The organism is Enterococcus sp. DIV0800 (genome assembly GCF_050559735.1).
GTDB lineage: Bacteria > Bacillota > Bacilli > Lactobacillales > Enterococcaceae > Enterococcus_A > Enterococcus_A devriesei.
Map to the genome: position 1 here is coordinate 1,348,733 of NZ_CP187898.1, position 18,624 is coordinate 1,367,356.

Sequence of the window (18,624 nt, forward strand, 5' to 3'; positions counted from 1 at the left end):
ATATTCTTTTGGTCAGTAAAGGTCAAATAATTAGGCAACCAAAAGACAAAATTAATTATTATGAAGAAAAAAGAATTAATGCTACAATTCTTTCAAAATAGAAAGAGAGTGATTCAATGATTTCTCGTGTGATTGGATTCGAAAAAGGTTTCCCGCTTTCTGAAGGAAACCATTTTGAAACGTATGAAGTAATGCTTCCAAAATTAAATAAATTTGATATCGTTGTGAAAAATTTAGCAGTTTCGATTAATCCTGTTGATACGAAGCTGAGACAAAGCGGCAAAGGAACGCAGCAGCCCCACGTTTTAGGCTACGATAGCGTTGGTATCATCACTCAACTTGGTGATAAAGTAGCACATTTACAAGTCGGCGATCGTGTTCTTTTCGCTGGTACTACAAAGCGTTTTGGCAGCTATAGCGAAAACCAAGTGATTGATTCTCGTTTAGTCGCAAGTTTGCCAAATGAACTCGCTACCGATGAAGCTGCCGCGATGCCTTTGACTTTTATCACTGCCTACGAAATGCTATTTGAAAAAATGGGATTGATTCCTGAAGAAAGTCAAAATCAAGGAACCATTTTGATTATTAATGGTGCTGGCGGAGTTGGCTCGGTGGCGACTCAATTAGCCAAGTGGGCAGGCTTGAAAGTTATTACGACTGCCTCGCGTAAAGAGACTAAAGACTGGTCTGAAAAGATGGGCGCCGATCATGTGATCGATCATCATAAAGATCTAACGAAACAATTAAAAAAAATCGGATTTACTCAACTGCCTTACATACTAATTCTTCATTCGACCGATCGCTATTTCACTGAAATGAGTGAACTACTAGAACCTTTCGGTCACCTTGGCTCGATCGTCGCAGCCAATAAAGATTTGGATTTGACTATTTTGAAAAATAAATCCGGCAGTTTTGACTGGGAGTATATGTTCGCTAAGACGGACTATGATTATAAAGTCGCTTCTCAAGGTGCTATCTTAGAATTATTGGTTCGTTTACTACAAGAGAAAAAAATTCACAGCACACTGACGAAGATCATTCCCGGATTTTCACCGGAGGTCTTCTACCAAGCCCATCAATTAGTGGAAGAAAACAACATGATCGGTAAATTAGTCGTTCACTATTAAAGCGGTCATTCCCTTCAAGAAAATTTTAGTTTATTTGCTAATCAACAGTTTTTATTCAAAAAAAAGGAAGCCGACAATCAACTGTCGGCTTCCTTTTTCGCTGCTTTAATTTCATGATTGATTTGCCGCTGCTTGTTAAATAGGACATAGATCATTCCGATTAGAAACGGCAGTAGATAGGTCGCGTACCGATATAATAGCAAAGAGGACACTGCATCAACTCTGCCAACAACATTTCTAAATAATAATACATAGACGAACTCAAAACCGCCGATACCCCCAGGAGCCGGTAAAACGCCGCCAAGAATAACCGTAAAGCTGATCAACGCGACCGTCAGGAAAAAATCGATTTCAGGATAATCTTGGACTAAAATAAAATATGGCAGTAAATACCAAACGACTAATTTCCCCATATTTGAACAAAAAACTCGCAGCACCGCACTCCGGTCACGAATAAACGTTTTAATCGCGCCTCTCAGTGAATAGATTTGTTCGTTTAGCCGATCGACGCCATCCCGTAATTTTTGCCGCTTTAAGAAACGATTACAAATAATTACAAAAAATACTTGCGCATTAATATTCAAACTTAAGAGTAGCAAGGTAGAAATAATTAGCAAAGTAACACCGATACCCGCAATCACTAAAAAAATACCGTTGGAAATATGTGCTTGGATCGCATCCCCTTTCACAATTAAAAAGACGAACGCCCAAACCATCAAGGCGATTTTATAAGTAATCATTCGCAGCGCACTAGTTCCCGTACCTTCAGAATATTTCAGCCCTTTTTTATGATAATAGATCACCTCGGATAAGATGGATCCCGTACCAAAAGTAATAACGCGATAAAAAGTCGAATAAGCTGAAGCAAAAAAACCATCCCGAATCGTGAATCCCGATTGAAACTCGCCAGCGATCGTCTTGATTGTATAGCCTTCAATAATTTGACTGATCAGACCCAAAGCAGTCCCGCCTAGTAGCACCGGTAAAGATGTTTTTCCTAATTCCGCAAATATCTCACCTAAAGAATCGCGAATCACGAAAACAATGACCCCAATCATCACGACAAACAATAAAATATTTAGAATCAGCTTTCGATTTATGGAAGATTTCATTTCTCAGCCTCAATTTCTATTTATTGTTCTAGCCTACCATAAAGAAACACGCAAAAAAAGAAAAAGCTTTAAGCGTGAGCTTAAAGCTTTTTTCTCAATATCAAAAGGATTATTTTCCGTTATTTTCAATAATCTTAACGATCACGTCAACGGCTTTTTCCATTGTTTGTAATGACACAAACTCGAAACGTCCGTGCATATTTTCAGCACCGGCGAAAATATTTGGTGTAGGAATTCCCATGAATGAAATTTTAGAGCCATCAGTCCCACCGCGGATTGGTTCGATGATTGGAGTGATGCCCACTTCTTCCATCGCGCCCTTCGCAAGTTCAATGACGCTCATATCTTTTTTGATAATTTCGCCCATGTTGTAGTATTGATCATACATGTTGATTTCAACACGTTCTTGATCAAATTGGCTATTCATTTTATTTTGAAGATCGGTAATCATTTGTTTGCGTTCTTCGAATTTATCATGATCATGGTCACGAATAATGTACGTCATCTTCGCTTCTTCTACATTGCCGTCTAACGCTAATAGGTGGAAGAATCCTTCACGACCATCCGTTTTTTCAGGACGGTCGCCTTCTGGTAATTGGTTATGGAAATCAATCGCCATTTGCAACGCGTTGATCATCGTATTTTTGGCTGTTCCTGGGTGAACATTTTTACCGTGCATAGTGATTTCAGCTTGAGCAGCACTGAAGGTTTCATATTGTAATTCGCCGATTGGGCCGCCATCCATTGTGTAAGCAAAATCAGTATTGAATTCTTTCACGTCAAATTTATCTGCGCCGATTCCGATTTCTTCATCGGGACCAAAGCCGACGCGCACTTCTCCATGCTTGATTTCTGGATGATTAATCAAATATTCCATAGCTGTCATGATCTCAGCGATCCCAGATTTGTCATCTGAACCAAGTAACGTAGAGCCGTCAGTCGTGATCAATGTTTGATCTTTATAATTTTTTAAGTTAGGAAAATCTTTGACATTCAATGTATATTTTCCGTCAGTGTCTAATTTAATAGTTGATTCGCCATCATAATTTTCAATGATTTGCGGATTCACGCCTTCAGCGTTAAAGTCAGCGGTATCCATGTGAGAGATAAAACCGATCGTCCGTGCTTCTTTGTCAATATTGCTTGGCAAAGTCGCGATCACATAGCCGTTCTTTTCATTGTAGGCAATCTCTTTCATGCCAATTTCTTCAAGCTCTTTCATTAGCTCGTGGGCAAAGGCTACCTGTGTTTGGGTTGAAGGTGTTGTGGTGCTTGTCGCATCAGAACGAGTTTCTGTTTTTACATAGTGTAAAAAACGTGGTAATAAATTTTCGTACATCTTACTCTCTCCTTTAATGCTATTTTATTTAAATGAGAAGGGATTAGTGGAAGTCTCAGACACATAGAAATCGACGTTCCAACCTTCTTCATTTTTCCATTGGTTAAACAGAGCCACCATTTTTTCTTTGCATAATGACTCGATATAATGACCCGGATCGATTACCAGCATTCCCGTCTCTTGCATTTCGTGGGCGGTGTGGTAATACACGTCTCCGGTAATATAAACATCAGCCTTCGCTGCTAGCGCATCACGAAAAAATTTCTCACCGCTACCGCCGCAGATGGCTACACGTTTGATACTTTCTTTTGATTGATGAGGATAAACGACTCGTAATCCTTCCAAATTAAAAACTTGTTTCACTTTCGCGATAAAATCTTCGGTAGGCATGGCCGTTTTTAATTCTCCAACTCGACCAATGCCGAAGTTTTCAGCCAAATTATCAAGTGAATAGATATCATAAGCAGGTTCCTCGTAAGGATGAGCCGCAATCATTGCTGCCACTACTGCTGTTTGCTTCGTCTCTGGGAAAATTACTTCAACCTTGCTTTCTTGAACTTGTTCCGGTGTATTCGCGGAGCCGATTGTTGGATTTGCTTGCTCATTTGGCGTAAAACGTCCGGTACCGTTCATGGTAAAAGAGGTTCCTTGATAATTTCCCTGTTGGCCTGCGCCAGCTTTAGCCAGCGCCTCGCGCATTTTCTTTGCATCAGTCTGGGGAACGTAGACTGCTAATTTTTTCATTTTAACCGTATGGGTATGAATCAGATAGTCGGTATCAATAACTTCGAGCAGTTGGCAAAACCAATCATTCAACCCATTATGAATAATGTCCATATTGGTATGCGCCGCAAAAACTGCGATGTCATGCTTAATCAAATCAGCATACATCTTCGTCTGCACATCATCTGTAGTCAATCGTGAGACCGGACGAAAAATCGGTGGATGTTTAACGATCAGTAAGTCGATCTTCTTTTCGATGGCTTCAGCTACAACGTTGGGGCGAACGTCCAAACTCATCATGATCCGTTTGACTTCTTTGTTCAAGGTGCCGATATGCAAACCAACTGGGTCCCCTTCTTCTGCTAACCACTCTGGACAATAATCATTGAAGCGTTGGATAAATTCATTTCCCTGCATCTGCAAGTACCTCCTTGATCCATTCGATTTCTTGACTGACTGCTTGAATCTTATCTGCCACATCTTGATCGCTTTGATGCAAGCTGGCTAAGATTTTTTCGCTTTTCGCTAGTTTATGTTGCCATTTTTCGATAAAAACCGGGCTGTGTTCTTGTAACAAAATGGGACCGAAAAAAAGTTCCTTCTCTGTATACTCAGGTGTAGTTGAGGCTTTCTCCGCCGCTAAAACTTCATAGATTTTATGATTTTCGGCAACGATTGCTTCTTCGATGATTTTATAACCCTCAGCGACTAACCAATGGCGTAATTGCGGTTCACCGACATTTGGTTGCAGAATCAAACGTTCCTTACCAGACAAACGATTTTTTTCTTTGCCTCGTTGCAAGATATCACGAATCAATACGCCCCCCATGCCGCAAATCGTTATAGCAGAAATTTCATCCGCTAATTCAACGGCTTCTAAACCATCAGCTAGGCGAACATCGATTTTTTCTTCCAAACCATTTTTCGCAACTTGCTTTTGAGCAGATTTAAAAGGCCCTGCTACGACTTCGCCGGCGATCCCATAAGAAATTTTATTTTGCAGCATCAGAGCCACAGGCAAATATGCGTGGTCCGAACCAATGTCGGCTAAGCGAGCACCTTGCGGGACATACTCTGCTGCTTTTTGTAAACGAATTGATAAATCCTTCGCGTTCATTTTTTCACATCCTAAATTTTATTATAACACTCCTTAAAAAAAGCGCCCCTAAAAAGAGCTGAATGACAGCGCTTTTTAATAGGGCGTTTGTTTTTTTCTAAGAGAAATTTCTTTTTTTAACCATTTCGACGATTTTCACCAATGACCCAAATCTCTTGGCTCAGATAGCGAATCCGCTCCATGATCCGTTTTGCCTTCAAAGGCTCTTCATCGCCACGTTGCGTGACCGATAAATGTTTTTCCAGCTGGTCCATGTTGAAGTTCGATGAGAAGAACGTCGGTAATTGTTCTTGCATACGATGCTGCAGAATAACGCCCAACACTTCGTCGCGAATCCACGCGCTCATTGAGTCTGCTCCGATGTCATCAATCATTAAAATCGGCGAACGTTTGACTTCATCCAATTTCGGACCGACTTTATCATTTGAGATTGCTTGTTTCATTTCACCGGCAAAGGTTGGAAAATGCAGTAAGGTTGTTTCAAATCCCTTAACCGCCAATTCATGCGCCACCGCACCTAATAAATAAGTTTTGCCTACCCCAAAATCGCCAACAAGAAATAGCGCCTTATGAAAGGTTTTTGGGCTGTTCTCGTATTGATTAATGAAGTCCAACGACGCTTCTAACGCTTCGCTGCGGCCAGAGGTGACTTCAAAGGTGCGGATAGACGCTTTACGAATATCCTTAGGCATATCTAAAGAATTGACTCGATTACGAATCTCTTCTTCTCGTTTCAGTCGTAACAGCTCATCCGTCGGCACATACGTCACGTCGATGAAGTGGAAATTCAAGCTTAGCTGTGGTTCATAGCCTGGTGCGATCATACTTGGATCACCGGCTAAATATTTTTTCTTTTCTTGTACAAATTCATAGAGCTTGGCGAAAGATTTTTCGATGTCTGTCTGCGATAGCTTCTCTTTATGGTCTTCGATAAAGTCACGAATATCCTTATCAGCTAAGACTTCTTCCATCATTTGACGATAACGGCCATCGACACCACGGCTTTTAATGATGCGATTCAATTCTTTTCCTACATCTTCCACTAGTCATCACCTTCTTTACTTAGATATTCTGCTAATTTGCGATTCAATTCCGCCTCTTTTTCAGGACTAAGCTTAGTTTCTTTCGGCGGCTGTTTAATATGTTCTGGTAAAGCTTCTTTGCGTCCGGTTCCACGTTTTTGATAACTAGGTCGGCTTGGCTGTGTTTTACGTATCAGCTTTTGGTTATTGTCTCGAACGTGGGCAATCGCTGCTTCCGGAGTCGTAATCTTTTTTTGAGCCCAATCGTTGGCAATCGCATTTAAATAATTAGCATTGATTACCGCCTGATTTTGAATCACCAAAATATAATTAACAATAATATTAATGACACTTTTCGGTAATAAATTACGGCCAATCAGTTCTTCTAACAACCGAACTTCCGTGTTGGTTTCATAACCGCCTTTTTCACGTTTAATCGCTCGTAAAAAGGTAACAGGTGGAATTTTTTTGCTTTGATTAATAATTTCCCGTTCTTGCTGAGAAAAGTTACTATCAATTTCTTCCGGCTCTTGTTCCGCTGGCTTCGCAGCAGCAATGACGGGGCTTTTTTCTTTATTCAACAATTGGCGTAAATAATTAAAATTCAATCCCTTTTTTTCACCGGCCGAAGCTTTAGCCACGTATTCCGCTAGATCCAATTCATTCAGACCATAGAGTGTATAAAACGTCTGGAGCTTCTCCCGTTCCTCAAGGCTGATAAACAGATTGAAACGTTTCAATTGTTGTGTAAACAACGTCCAATCGAAGTCTTCCTTTTCTGTAAAATTTTCCGCCGTTTGGTCTAACACTTCACTATGGCTGGCAAAAGCCGATTCATCAAGTCGATAAACATCGCGAAAGCGTTTCGTGATGTTTTGTGTCTTTTGCTTATCCACGGTGACTGGTTTGAAACGATTGATTAATCGTTCATAACGCCGGTCCCCGACCTTATCCATCAAAAGAAAAGACATTAACGGATCTTGAAAAAACTTGTCAGGCGCTAAGGGGATTCGCAGCTGATAAATCAGGTTCATGCCAATTTCATGATCTTCCTGCTGATACGTCTCTAACAATCCGATTCCTTCTAGTTTGTGGCGAGCTTTGACTAAATTCATTAAGCCTGTATCAAGTGTCGCCAATAAATCGGTGTGCATCAAGCTAGGACTTTTTCCCTCAATCATAAGATCGCTGACTAAATTTAAATATAAGCTTAAAGCCGTGCTGCCAATGATTGGCTGATAGAGGTACAGCAGTGCGTTTTGTTTACTTTGATCCAATTGTGGCTCACCGTAGACCGTATAAAAGGTACTGGGTTTAAGTTCATCTGCCACTAAAAAGCCTCCCTATTCTTCGTCTGGCGTCTTGGCTTTATCGACGATTTCTTGTAATTCTTTCAAGAAGACAGACATGTCTTTGAACTGGCGATACACACTGGCAAAGCGAATATACGCAATCTCATCCACTTCCATTAAGTCTTCCATGACGAATTCTCCGATCTGGCTCGTTGGGACTTCATTTTCTCCCATGCTGCGAACACGGTTTTCTACTCGATCCACGATTTGCTCCATCTGTTCCATTGCTACTGGTCGTTTTTCAGCGGAACGAATCAAGCCCCGTAAGATTTTATCTCGACTAAATTCTTCCCGGTCGCCATTGCGTTTGACTACTAATAACGGTGCGGCTTCGATCCGTTCAAAGGTTGTAAAACGGAAGCCACAGCTTTCACATTCTCTACGTCGGCGAATCGCTCGTCCATCATCAGTTTGGCGGCTATCAATCACTCGAGAATTATTATGGTTACATCTAGGACAACGCATTCCTTCACCCCACTCTTTCGTTCTTTTTTTGATTTTATTCTTTGTAATCAGCAATTTGCTGAATCATTTATTCTGTTATCTGTAAACTTCTTTAATCGGTTAATAAATAATGCAAAATCCTTTATATAACATGAGTTTAACATAACCAGCCGGCTAAAAAAAGCGTCGTAACGCTACGACGCCGAAAACTTTAAGAAACAAAATTATTTTCTTTTAGCCACTTTATGACTTGTTCTTGTGTTTTTTCTACTGACTGGCAATTATCAAAGACAAGATCGCCTCGACTTTTCTTTTCTTCTAACGAAAGCTGGCTGTTGATTCGCTTCAAAGCTTCTGATTTATCATACCCATCACGGTTCATGAGACGCTGTAATTGGATTTCTGATGTTACATAAACCACGGCTACTGCATCCATCAAGCCTTCGTAATGTCCTTCAAAAAGCAGCGGTATATCTACAATGACTAGAGCTGATTGCTCTTTCGCTTCTTCTACCTGCTGTTCAATTGCGCTGCGGATAAAGGGATCTAGGATTTGATTCAGCTGCTGACGTTTCTTTTCATCTGCAAAAACAATTTGTCCTAATTTCTTTCGATCCAGTTGACCATCCTTTTGCAAAATTTCCAATCCAAAAGTTGTTATCAAGGCCTTCAAGCCAGCAGTATTTGGTTCAACGACCTCGCGCGCCACGACGTCGCCATCAACAATCGGAAAACCTGCTTTGCGAAAGACCTTTACCACTGTTGATTTTCCACTTGCGATGCCACCAGTTACTCCTAATACATAGCTCATAGTTACACCTTCTTTAATTTCTGACAGTGAGGGCATAGATGTGTTCCCCGTTGCGCGACTTTTATTTTAATAATTGCCGTTCCGCAGCGCGGACACGGTTTTCCCGTTTGTCCATAGACATGCAACTCCTGTTGAAAATGTCCCGCTTCTCCTAAGGCATTCAAATAGGTTCTTATTGTTGTTCCGCCAGCTTCCTTTGCTTTGGCGATCACTTCGATGATGGCTTCCCGTAATTTTTTTACGGCTTGGGGGCTTAAAGAATTAGCTGGTTGTTCCGGATGAATTTTCGCTAACCACAATACTTCATCCACATAAATATTTCCTAAACCTGCTACGACTTTTTGATTTAACAGCAATGGCTTGATCATAGTCGCTGATTTTTTCAACTGATCTTTAAAATCCGCTAATGAAAAATCCTCATCCGTAGGTTCTGGTCCCAGCTGTGTCAGTCCTTTATAGTGCTTCGCCGTACCTTTTTTTAATAAGGCGATCCGACCAAATTTTCGGACATCATGATAGACCAATTCTGATCCATCGGTAAAGATAAAGCGAACATGGCTATGCTTATCTAATGGTTTCGCTTCTGAAAAGAATTCGTACTTGCCTTCCATTCGCAAATGAGACACCATTTCGTAATGAGATAATTGAAAAATCAAATATTTTCCACGACGCTCCACGTCTTCAATCGTTTCACCGATAATTTGCTGCTGAAATGTTTCTACTTCAGGCATTTCAATGATTCGCGGCCAATAAACATCGACTTTTGCGATCGTCTTGCCTTTGACTAAAGAAATTAATCCTTTTCGGACTGTTTCCACTTCTGGTAATTCAGGCATTGCTCTTCCTCCCCGATGTCACTCATTAAAAGAAGAAGCTGGAATCTCTCCCAGCCTCCGCTTATTTTGCTTCGTACCAAGTTTTGCCCCAATTGCTATCCGTTAGCAATGGCACATCTAATTGGACGGTATTTTCCATCACTTCTTTGACTAATTGATCTAATTGTTCTAGTTCACTTTCTGGCACTTCAAAGACCAATTCATCATGCACTTGCAATAGCATTGTTGCTTGCAGTTTTTCTGCTTCCAAACGCTTCGCCATCTCGATCATTGCTAACTTCAAAATATCTGCCGCACTGCCTTGAATAGGTGTGTTAATTGCGGTCCGCTCTGCAAAAGAACGTAGATTGAAATTACGGGCATTGATGTCTGGTAAATAGCGACGACGATTATACAAGGTCGCAGCGTAGCCTTTATCCTTCGCTTCACGAACGCTTTCTTCCATATAACGTTTAACATCTGGATAATTTTCAAAATACGTGTCGATATATTCTTGCGCGGCCTTTCGAGTAATTCCAAGATTTTGCGATAAGCCATAATCGGAGATTCCATAAACGATTCCAAAATTCACGGCTTTCGCATTGCGCCGCATGTTAGGCGTTACTTCATCTTCTGAGACATTAAAGACTCGCATCGCAGTACTGGTGTGGATATCCATCCCATCTCGAAAAGCCTGTTTCAAATGTTCATCACCAGAAATGTGCGCCAAGACCCGTAATTCGATTTGTGAATAGTCGGAAGAATAAATCACCCAATTTTCAGCTCGCGGCACAAAGGCTTGACGAATTTTTCGCCCTTCTTCTAAACGAATCGGAATATTTTGTAGATTCGGATCGACCGAACTTAAGCGGCCCGTTTGAGTCAAGGTTTGGATGTAGCGGGTATGGATTTTATTATCACTTTGGATCACCTTCAAAAGTCCTTCAACATAGGTCGATTGGATTTTTGCCAGCTGGCGATAATCTAAAATATGCTCCACGATTGGTGCCTGCTCACGAAGTTGTTCTAACACATCGACAGCCGTTGAATACCCCGTCTTGGTTTTCTTAATTACTGGCAGCTGCATTTTCTCAAATAAAATCACACCCAGCTGTTTCGGTGAATTAATATTAAATTCTTCCCCGGCATCTTGATAGATTTTTTCTTCGATTTCTTGTAATCGTTTGGAAAATTCGCCCCGCATGTTTTGCAAACGTTGCGCATCCACGGTAATTCCAGCAATCTCCATCTCAGCTAAAATTCGTGATAACGGCAATTCCATTTGATAGAACAATTTGTCTTGCTGCTTTTCTTCCAATTCCTTTTCTAATTTTTCACTAAGGAATTGAATCGCTTTGATCTTACGAGCCAAATGTCCGAAGAATACTTCCTCGTCCTCCGGCAAGCCCTTTTTCGCCCCTTTGCCGTAAACCTGCTCATCTGTTTGAATCTCCGTATAGCCATAATATTGAGCCACACCGGCGATATCATTGCTGTTGTCATTCGTGTCTAGTAAATAGGCCGCTAAAAGAGCATCAAAATTGATTCCTTCGGTTTTACCGACATACCGATTCAACGCAACATAGGTCCGCTTCGCATCGTAAACTTTTTTTCCATCCGCCTTCGCTAACCATTTCTTAAAGGCTGCATTTTCAAAAAGTTCCAACTCAGTCGTCACATAAATTTTCTCTTTACTGCCCCAAGCGACTCCCACAATATCAGAAAGATGGTAATTGTCATCCAGCATCTCAACATACAAAGCGGAATCAGCCGTAAACATCTCTTCATTGAAGGTGCTGACAACTTCAAAATGGATGTCTTCCAGCTCCACTTCCTCTTCTTCCACATTCAATTTGCTTAAAAAACCTTTGAAGTCCATTTCCTTGAAGAACGGAATCAATTTATCCAAATCTTTTCCGTTGTACACCAGTTCATCAATCGAAATTTCGACTGGCGCATCAACTTTAATGGTAGCCAATTCTTTCGAAAGAAACGCTTGATCTTTGTCGTTAATCAAATTTTCTTTCATTTTACTTTTTTTCAGCTCGTCGATATTTTCGTATACCCCTTCGACACTGCCAAATTGTTTCAATAATTTGATCGCGGTCTTCTCACCGACTTTAGTCACACCAGGATAGTTATCCGATGTATCGCCAGCTAGACCTTTCATATCGATGATTTGATTTGGCGTCAAGCCATCATATTTTTCCGCCACATGTTCAGGTGTGTAAGATTCAATTTCACTAACGCCTTTGACGGTAATATCAACTTTGACTTTGTCTGTCGCTAATTGCGTCAAATCTCGGTCCCCCGATAAGACTACTACCTCGAAACCCGCTTCTTCTCCCCGATGTGCCAATGTCCCGATGATATCATCCGCTTCGTAATTATCTAATTCGTAATGTTTCACGCCGAGCCCGACTAACAACTCACGTAAATATGGCATCTGCTCACGAAATTCTCCTGGCGTCTTTGAACGCCCGCCTTTATAATCTGAATACATCGCCGTCCGAAATGTCGTATTGCCAGCATCAAAAGCCACTAACACATGGGTTGGCTTTTCACGTTCCATCACGTTTTCAAACATATTGTTGAAGGCGTAGATAGCATTCGTGTGGAGTCCATTTTTATTTTTGAAACGCTCCAAAGAATTATGCAAGGCAAAAAAAGCCCGGAAAGCCACACTGTTTCCGTCAACTAATAATAATTTCTTTTCACTCATATACTCGACCCCTACTTCGTTTTAATGGATTTATTTTTCAAAACCGAAAAATAAGTTTCTTGCTCAGCACGATTATCATTCCGCTAAACTGCTTGATAAATATTTCTAACTTTTGTTTTCTAGCAGCTCAGCTCTTTAACTACTGCCAAAAGCGGAACTGAAACCTACTTCGTTTTAATGGATTTATTTTCATAAACTAAAAAATAAGTTTCTTGCTCTGTACGATTATCATCCCGCTAAATAGTTTGCTCGATGACTTTAGTTGATATTTCTCAGCAGTTCACCTGTCGAATATTGCTAACTAAAATTGAGCTAACTCGTTAAAATTAAAAGAATTTCGTACACCTACCATTCTACTAATCTCGCTAAAGCAAGAAGCAGAACTGGCAAGTCCTTCGCCCTTCATTTTAACAAAGTCTCTTATGAAAAGAAAAGAATGCGCCGGATTTTTTCAAATTAATTGTTGATCAATGAAACGAAAAAAATAGAGACGAGAAATCGTCTCTATTTGCTGCTTCCAAAGATTCGAAGGAATGAGATGAATAGGTTGATAAAGTCTAAATATAGCTGTAAGGCCATGAAAACGGCCACACCATTACCAGCTTCACCATTGGTTCCTTGATAAATCTTGCGGATCATTTGATTGTCATAGGCGGTGACTCCTGACATCACGACTACCATTAAAATTGAAATAAAGAAGTCAACCGCTCCACTGTGAAGTAAAAAGACATTTAACAGCATCGCGATGATAATCCCAAACAAACAACTTAATGCTGCCCGACCAAGTCCAGATAGATCCCGCTTTGTAAATGAACCCACCAGAGACATCACTAAGAAGGTTGCCGAGGCGGTCACAAAGGCTTGAGTCACTGTGCCAATGTCATACATTGCCAAGGTAACTGCTAACGTCAAACCATTCAAAGCGGAATATATGATAAAACCGCTGATTGCCAATGTCGGATTTTTTTGCGCCTTTACGCCAAGAAAAATAACTAACGCGATCTCGGCGATCCAGATTCCCCAAAAGCCTAAGGGAAAATTATTGATAAAGTTCTGCACTTGTTGCATCCATGGTCCTAATGCCATATATGAAATTACTGCGCTGATTCCGATTCCTAATGCTAGAAAGGCATAGATTTTTCCGTAGAAACGGTTCAGACCAGATACGCGTGTTTCTTGATTATTCATCATTTAAATCATCTCCTATTTGCGGTTGTGGCGGTTTCACCATGACCACCGCGTCTAAGATGCGTTTCTCTTCGTTGTCCGTTGCTTCGACAGCTTCAACAGAGATTGTCACGACATCTTTCATTTTATCCACTTTGATTACTTCAAACTCAAACGTCAATGTTTCATAATGAAATACCGGATCAATAAAATTGATCGAAAAATTCACTACATGAGAACCCGGTCCTGGTAAATGTTTAGAAATCGCACTTGTAATGATCCCCATCAACATGATTGATGGTACAAGCGGCTGTTCATACTCAGTTTCTTTCGCATAGTCGTGTTGGATGTACAAAGGATTTGCGTCATTTGTCAAACCAAGATATAAAAGAATCTGATTATCCTCGATCGATTCCGTTAACGATAACGAGTCACCTTCTTCGATTTCGTCGATCGTTTTGCCTACTTTCCGAGCCTTCATATTATACAAATTCATTCCCTCCGATATATGTTCTATTCAATATTTTAGCAGAATAGAAGGAAAACACAAGCTTGTAACTTCTTCCTAAATAGTTTCGTAAACTCTTTTTGAGAAAGGCAGCAAAGCAAACTGTCCACTCTATTTTTTAAAACCTACAGAAAGATTTAGAATCTACCTGTAGATGATTGATTTAACCTGCCAAAACTTGCAAAAAAGCTGAGACAGTAATTGTCTCAGCTTTTTGAGTCCGATTATAAAACGTTACGAGTGGTATTACTTAGTAAGTCTTCGTAAGCCCGTTCGAACTTTTGAACATCTCCGGCACCCATAAAGACGACTACCGCATTTTCATGATCCAATAATGGTGACATGTTTTCTTCTTTCAAAACTTGTCCGCCTTTTTGGATTTTTGCACCAAGGTCTTCGATTTTTACTTCGCCGGCTGTTTCACGAGCAGAAGAGAAAATATCACAAAGGTAAACGCGATCGGCACGATCTAACGCTTCAGCGAATTCGTCCATCAAAGCGATCGTCCGAGTGAAAGTATGAGGCTGGAATACCGCGATCAATTCTTTTTCAGGATATTTTTGACGAGCAGCATCGATTGTTGCTTTGATTTCTGCCGGATGATGCGCGTAGTCATCAACAATAATCATGTCCGCGACCTTTTTCTCAGTGAAGCGACGTTTTACGCCATTGAATGTTAACATTTCTTCTCTAACCTTATCCATGTCTAACTCTTCGAAGTATGCGACAGCAATGACAGATAATGCATTCAAAATGTTGTGCTTACCAAATGATGGGACAGCAAAACGACCGATGAATTTTTCATCGTGGTAGACATCAAAGGCAGAACCATTCGTCGTACGAACGATGTTGCGGGCTTGAATGTCATCATTGTCAGATAAACCATAGTAATAAACCGGTACATCCGCTTTTAATTTACGTAAGTATTCATCATCGCCGTATGCGAAGATCCCTTTTTTGACTTGTGAAGTCAACGTTTGGAACGCTTCAAATACATCAGCGATACTCTTGAAATAATCAGGATGATCGAAATCAATATTCGTCATGATTGCGTAATCTGGAGCATAGGCTAAAAAGTGACGTTGATATTCGCAGGCTTCAAAGGCGAAGAAGGTCGCATCTGGAACACCGTGTCCGGTACCATCTCCAATTAAATAGCTAGTTGGCGCTAAGCCGTTTAATACATGAGCCAACAAACCGGTCGTACTCGTTTTACCGTGGGAACCTGTTACCGCGATACTGGTGTAAGGTTGGATGAATTGTCCAATGAAGTCATGGTAACGAATGATTTCAAGACCTAATTCTTTTGCACGGGCGATTTCTTCATGGGTATCAGGAAACGCATTTCCTTGAATAATCGTCATGCCTTCTTTGATATTGTCTTTGCTAAATGGCAGAATCGTAATGCCGGCTTTTTCTAAATCACGTTGTGTGAAAAAATATTTTTCGACGTCAGAACCTTGTACATCAAAGCCTTTTTCATGTAAAACTAAAGCCAATGAGCTCATACCTGAGCCTTTGATTCCAACAAAATGATAAAGTGTGTCTTTATTATTCATTTAATCCTCTTCCTTATATGTACAAAATTGTTTGCGGTTCACATTATCATATAAAACGCTGAAAATAGCAATCTTTTATTCTCTAAGCAGGCGCCTCACTCATTATTGTTCAATTGTCGTCAAAAATTCCAGCTTTCCTTGACAACTTCCACAAATATAGCGTGTGGTATTGATTTTGCGACGTCGTTTGATTTTCTGCTGACAACTTTTGCATTGGTAGACTTGATATGTGACAGCGGCTAATGGCGGAGCAAAACGCGAACCACCCGTTTGTTTCAATAACTGTTTAAATTCTAAGTCCTTATGCTGATAACCTCGCCCAGCTAAATGTAAATGATAATGACACAGCTCATGCTTAATCACTTTGATCAACTCGGCTGTTCCATATTTTTCATACACCAACTGATTGAAATCTAAGTCATGGCTACTTAAATGATACCGGCCACCAGTGGTTCTTAAACGACGATTGAAGCTGGCTTTATGACAGAAAGGCTGTCGAAAAGAATCTTGTGAGATCTTTTCGACGAGCACTTGTAATTCTTGATTAGTCATTTTTTTCACTTTGAATCATCGTTAAGCTGATACGGCCCTTTTTGGTATCGACACCTTCGACCCAAACGGTTACCACATCACCGACAGAAACCACGTCGGTTGGATGCTTGACATAGCTTTTGCTTAGCTTGGAGATATGCACTAAACCATCTTGCTTTACACCAATATCAACGAAGGCGCCAAAGTCGATTACATTTCTAACCGTTCCTTGCAGCTCCATACCGGCCTGTAAATCCTCCATCGTCAAGACATCTTGACGTAATAACGGAGCTGGCATTTCATCACGCATATCGCGACCGGGTTGTAATAAGGCTTGCAAAATATCTTTGATCGTCTCTTTGCCAATCGTTAATTGTTTTTGCAACTCGCCAACGTCTAAGGCTTTGATTTTTTCAGTGGCTTCTGATGAACCTAATGATTTTAAGTCAACCTCAGCTAAAGCTAAAATTTCTTTCGCACTAGCATAGCTTTCCGGGTGGATCGCTGTCGTGTCTAAAATATTTTTTGCTCCTGGAATCCGTAAGAATCCAATTGCTTGTTCGTACGCTTTAGGTCCTAAGCGTGGCACTTTCTTTAATTGCGGACGCGAAGTGAAGGCACCGTTTTCGTCGCGGTAATTCAAAATATTTTGAGCCGTAGTCTTATTCAAGCCAGAAGCGTACGCCAATAATTGCGGGCTGGCCGTATTGACGTTGACTCCTACTTGGTTGACCGCTGTTTCGACGACGAAATCCAACTGTTCAGACAGACGTTTTTGGGAAACATCATGTTGGTATTGACCGACACCGACCGCTTTCGGATCGATCTTAACTAATTCTGACAAGGGATCTTGCAAACGGCGGGCAATGCTGACTGCACTCCGTTCTTCGACTTGCAGATCAGGAAATTCTCCCCGGGCAATGTCACTGGCAGAATAAACCGATGCGCCTGCTTCGTTGACAATCACATAAAAAACTTCTTGCTGAATTTGTTTCAACTGGTCTGCTACGAATAATTCTGATTCCCGACTAGCTGTCCCATTCCCGATAGCGACCATTTCAACACCGTACTCTTTGATCAAAGCTTGGAAAGCGGGGCCCGCGGCTTGCCGTTTTGCTTGCGCTGCCGGCTTGTGAGGGTAGATCACTTCGATAGCTAAGACTTTCCCAGTGGCATCTACTACCGCTAATTTACAACCTGTCCGATACGCTGGGTCAAACCCTAAGACAACTTTGCCCTTCAATGGCGGTTGCAACAGTAAATTCCGCAAGTTTTCGCCAAAAATACTGATGGCTTGCTCGTCGGCTTCTTCCGTCAACTCATTACGAATTTCCCGTTCGATCGCAGGTCCAATAAAACGTTTATAGCTGTCCTTGTATGCTTCGCGAACAAATTCTGCAGTAATCGAGCGGCTGTTTTGAATCAATTGACGTTCCAAATAGTCAAAGATTTTTTCTTCTTCCACAACGATAGCTACTTTCAAAATGTCTTCCTTTTCTCCCCGATTAGAAGCTAACACTCGATGAGAGACCATCTTATTGATTGGCTCATTGAAATCATAATACATTTCGTAGACGCCTTTTTCATCTTTCTCCGCGTCTTTGACTTTGCTTTGATAAACTCCTTTATTTTTTGTAAAGGTCCGGACCCATGTCCGAAAGTCGGGATTGTCGCTGATTTGCTCAGCAACGATCTCATGGGCACCTTGCAACGCTTCTTCCGCGTTTGCAACGTTCTCATTAATAAATTCACCCGCTTTACCATAGACATCGCCAGTTTGAGGGAAACTCATCAAATATTCGGCTAACGGCTCCAAGCCATTTTCTTTTGCGATCGTCGCTTTTGTCCGCCGCTTTTGCTTATAGGGACGATAGAGATCTTCAACTTTTTGCACTTTTACCGCTTGCTGGATTTTTTGTGCCAGCTCCGGCGTCAATTTACCTTGCTCGTCAATTAACCGTAAGACTTCCTGCTTACGCTTCTCTAAATTTTCTAAATAATTATAACGTTCTTCAATTTCACGAATTTGCACCTCGTCAAGCGTCCCGGTCATTTCTTTCCGATAACGGGCGATAAATGGAACCGTGTTTCCTTCGCTTAATAAGGTTAATACTACTTTGATCTGCTGCGGACGATAGCCCGTCAATTCGTTATTCAGTAGTTGAATGATTTCTTGGTTCAAACTCTCTGCCATTTCATTTCCTCATTTCATCCAAAATCTTATCTATTTTATCATATTTCCTTGAAGTTTGCTTTTTGTACCTCGAATCACTAG

16 protein-coding genes are annotated in these 18,624 nt (G+C 40.9%); 1 reads left to right on the forward strand and 15 read right to left on the reverse strand.

Annotation, left to right across the window (positions count from 1 at the left end; all coding sequences use genetic code 11):
• Positions 1–116: 116 nt before the first annotated feature.
• Positions 117–1,127 carry a zinc-binding alcohol dehydrogenase family protein gene (locus IGI54_RS06535; RefSeq protein WP_216429048.1) on the forward strand — a complete coding sequence of 337 codons (1,011 nt, stop codon included), beginning with the start codon at positions 117–119 and terminating at the stop codon, positions 1,125–1,127.
• A 77-nt stretch (positions 1,128–1,204) separates the two neighbouring features.
• Here IGI54_RS06535 and IGI54_RS06540 read toward each other — a convergent pair whose 3' ends face one another.
• The 15 genes from IGI54_RS06540 to IGI54_RS06610 all read right to left on the reverse strand — a co-directional run bounded on the left by IGI54_RS06540 (position 1,205) and on the right by IGI54_RS06610 (position 18,543).
• Positions 1,205–2,239: a lysylphosphatidylglycerol synthase transmembrane domain-containing protein gene (locus IGI54_RS06540; RefSeq protein ID WP_430620232.1), complete on the reverse strand. Its 1,035-nt coding sequence runs from the start codon at positions 2,237–2,239 to the stop codon at positions 1,205–1,207.
• 109 nt (positions 2,240–2,348) lie between these two features.
• On the reverse strand, positions 2,349–3,578 hold the full coding sequence (gene pepT / locus IGI54_RS06545; protein ID WP_430620233.1) for a peptidase T: 1,230 nt from the start codon (positions 3,576–3,578) through the stop codon (positions 2,349–2,351).
• 24 nt (positions 3,579–3,602) lie between these two features.
• Positions 3,603–4,724 carry a Nif3-like dinuclear metal center hexameric protein gene (locus IGI54_RS06550; protein WP_430620234.1) on the reverse strand — a complete coding sequence of 374 codons (1,122 nt, stop codon included), beginning with the start codon at positions 4,722–4,724 and terminating at the stop codon, positions 3,603–3,605.
• On the reverse strand, positions 4,705–5,418 hold the full coding sequence (locus IGI54_RS06555) for a tRNA (adenine(22)-N(1))-methyltransferase (RefSeq protein WP_430620235.1): 714 nt from the start codon (positions 5,416–5,418) through the stop codon (positions 4,705–4,707). The genes IGI54_RS06550 and IGI54_RS06555 overlap by 20 nt, the downstream gene beginning before the upstream one ends.
• Positions 5,419–5,534: 116 nt before the next feature.
• Positions 5,535–6,461, reverse strand: a complete 927-nt coding sequence (gene dnaI / locus IGI54_RS06560; RefSeq protein WP_430620236.1) for a primosomal protein DnaI — start codon at positions 6,459–6,461, stop codon at positions 5,535–5,537.
• Positions 6,461–7,771, reverse strand: coding sequence for a DnaD domain protein (locus IGI54_RS06565; RefSeq protein ID WP_430620237.1), 1,311 nt, complete (start codon positions 7,769–7,771; stop codon positions 6,461–6,463). The genes dnaI and IGI54_RS06565 overlap by 1 nt, the downstream gene beginning before the upstream one ends.
• Positions 7,772–7,783: 12 nt before the next feature.
• Positions 7,784–8,257: a transcriptional regulator NrdR gene (gene nrdR / locus IGI54_RS06570; RefSeq protein ID WP_071862750.1), complete on the reverse strand. Its 474-nt coding sequence runs from the start codon at positions 8,255–8,257 to the stop codon at positions 7,784–7,786.
• Between the two features lie 190 nt (positions 8,258–8,447).
• Positions 8,448–9,047, reverse strand: coding sequence for a dephospho-CoA kinase (gene coaE / locus IGI54_RS06575; RefSeq protein WP_216429035.1), 600 nt, complete (start codon positions 9,045–9,047; stop codon positions 8,448–8,450).
• 2 nt (positions 9,048–9,049) lie between these two features.
• Complete coding sequence (mutM, locus tag IGI54_RS06580) at positions 9,050–9,883, reverse strand: DNA-formamidopyrimidine glycosylase (RefSeq protein ID WP_216429034.1); 834 nt, start codon at positions 9,881–9,883, stop codon at positions 9,050–9,052.
• 61 nt (positions 9,884–9,944) lie between these two features.
• Positions 9,945–12,584 carry a DNA polymerase I gene (gene polA, locus IGI54_RS06585; protein ID WP_430620238.1) on the reverse strand — a complete coding sequence of 880 codons (2,640 nt, stop codon included), beginning with the start codon at positions 12,582–12,584 and terminating at the stop codon, positions 9,945–9,947.
• Positions 12,585–13,088: 504 nt separating this feature from the next.
• Positions 13,089–13,772: a Bax inhibitor-1/YccA family protein gene (locus tag IGI54_RS06590; protein WP_430621482.1), complete on the reverse strand. Its 684-nt coding sequence runs from the start codon at positions 13,770–13,772 to the stop codon at positions 13,089–13,091.
• Positions 13,765–14,247 carry a MaoC/PaaZ C-terminal domain-containing protein gene (locus tag IGI54_RS06595; protein ID WP_071862754.1) on the reverse strand — a complete coding sequence of 161 codons (483 nt, stop codon included), beginning with the start codon at positions 14,245–14,247 and terminating at the stop codon, positions 13,765–13,767. Before IGI54_RS06595 ends, IGI54_RS06590 begins: the two co-directional genes overlap by 8 nt.
• Before the next feature lie 236 nt (positions 14,248–14,483).
• A complete protein-coding gene (gene murC / locus IGI54_RS06600; RefSeq protein WP_071862755.1) occupies positions 14,484–15,818 on the reverse strand; it encodes a UDP-N-acetylmuramate--L-alanine ligase in 1,335 nt (444 codons plus the stop codon).
• A gap of 102 nt (positions 15,819–15,920) precedes the next feature.
• On the reverse strand, positions 15,921–16,370 hold the full coding sequence (locus tag IGI54_RS06605) for a SprT family protein (protein ID WP_430621483.1): 450 nt from the start codon (positions 16,368–16,370) through the stop codon (positions 15,921–15,923).
• Positions 16,363–18,543, reverse strand: a complete 2,181-nt coding sequence (locus tag IGI54_RS06610) for a Tex family protein (RefSeq protein ID WP_430620239.1) — start codon at positions 18,541–18,543, stop codon at positions 16,363–16,365. Before IGI54_RS06610 ends, IGI54_RS06605 begins: the two co-directional genes overlap by 8 nt.
• Positions 18,544–18,624: the final 81 nt, after the last annotated feature.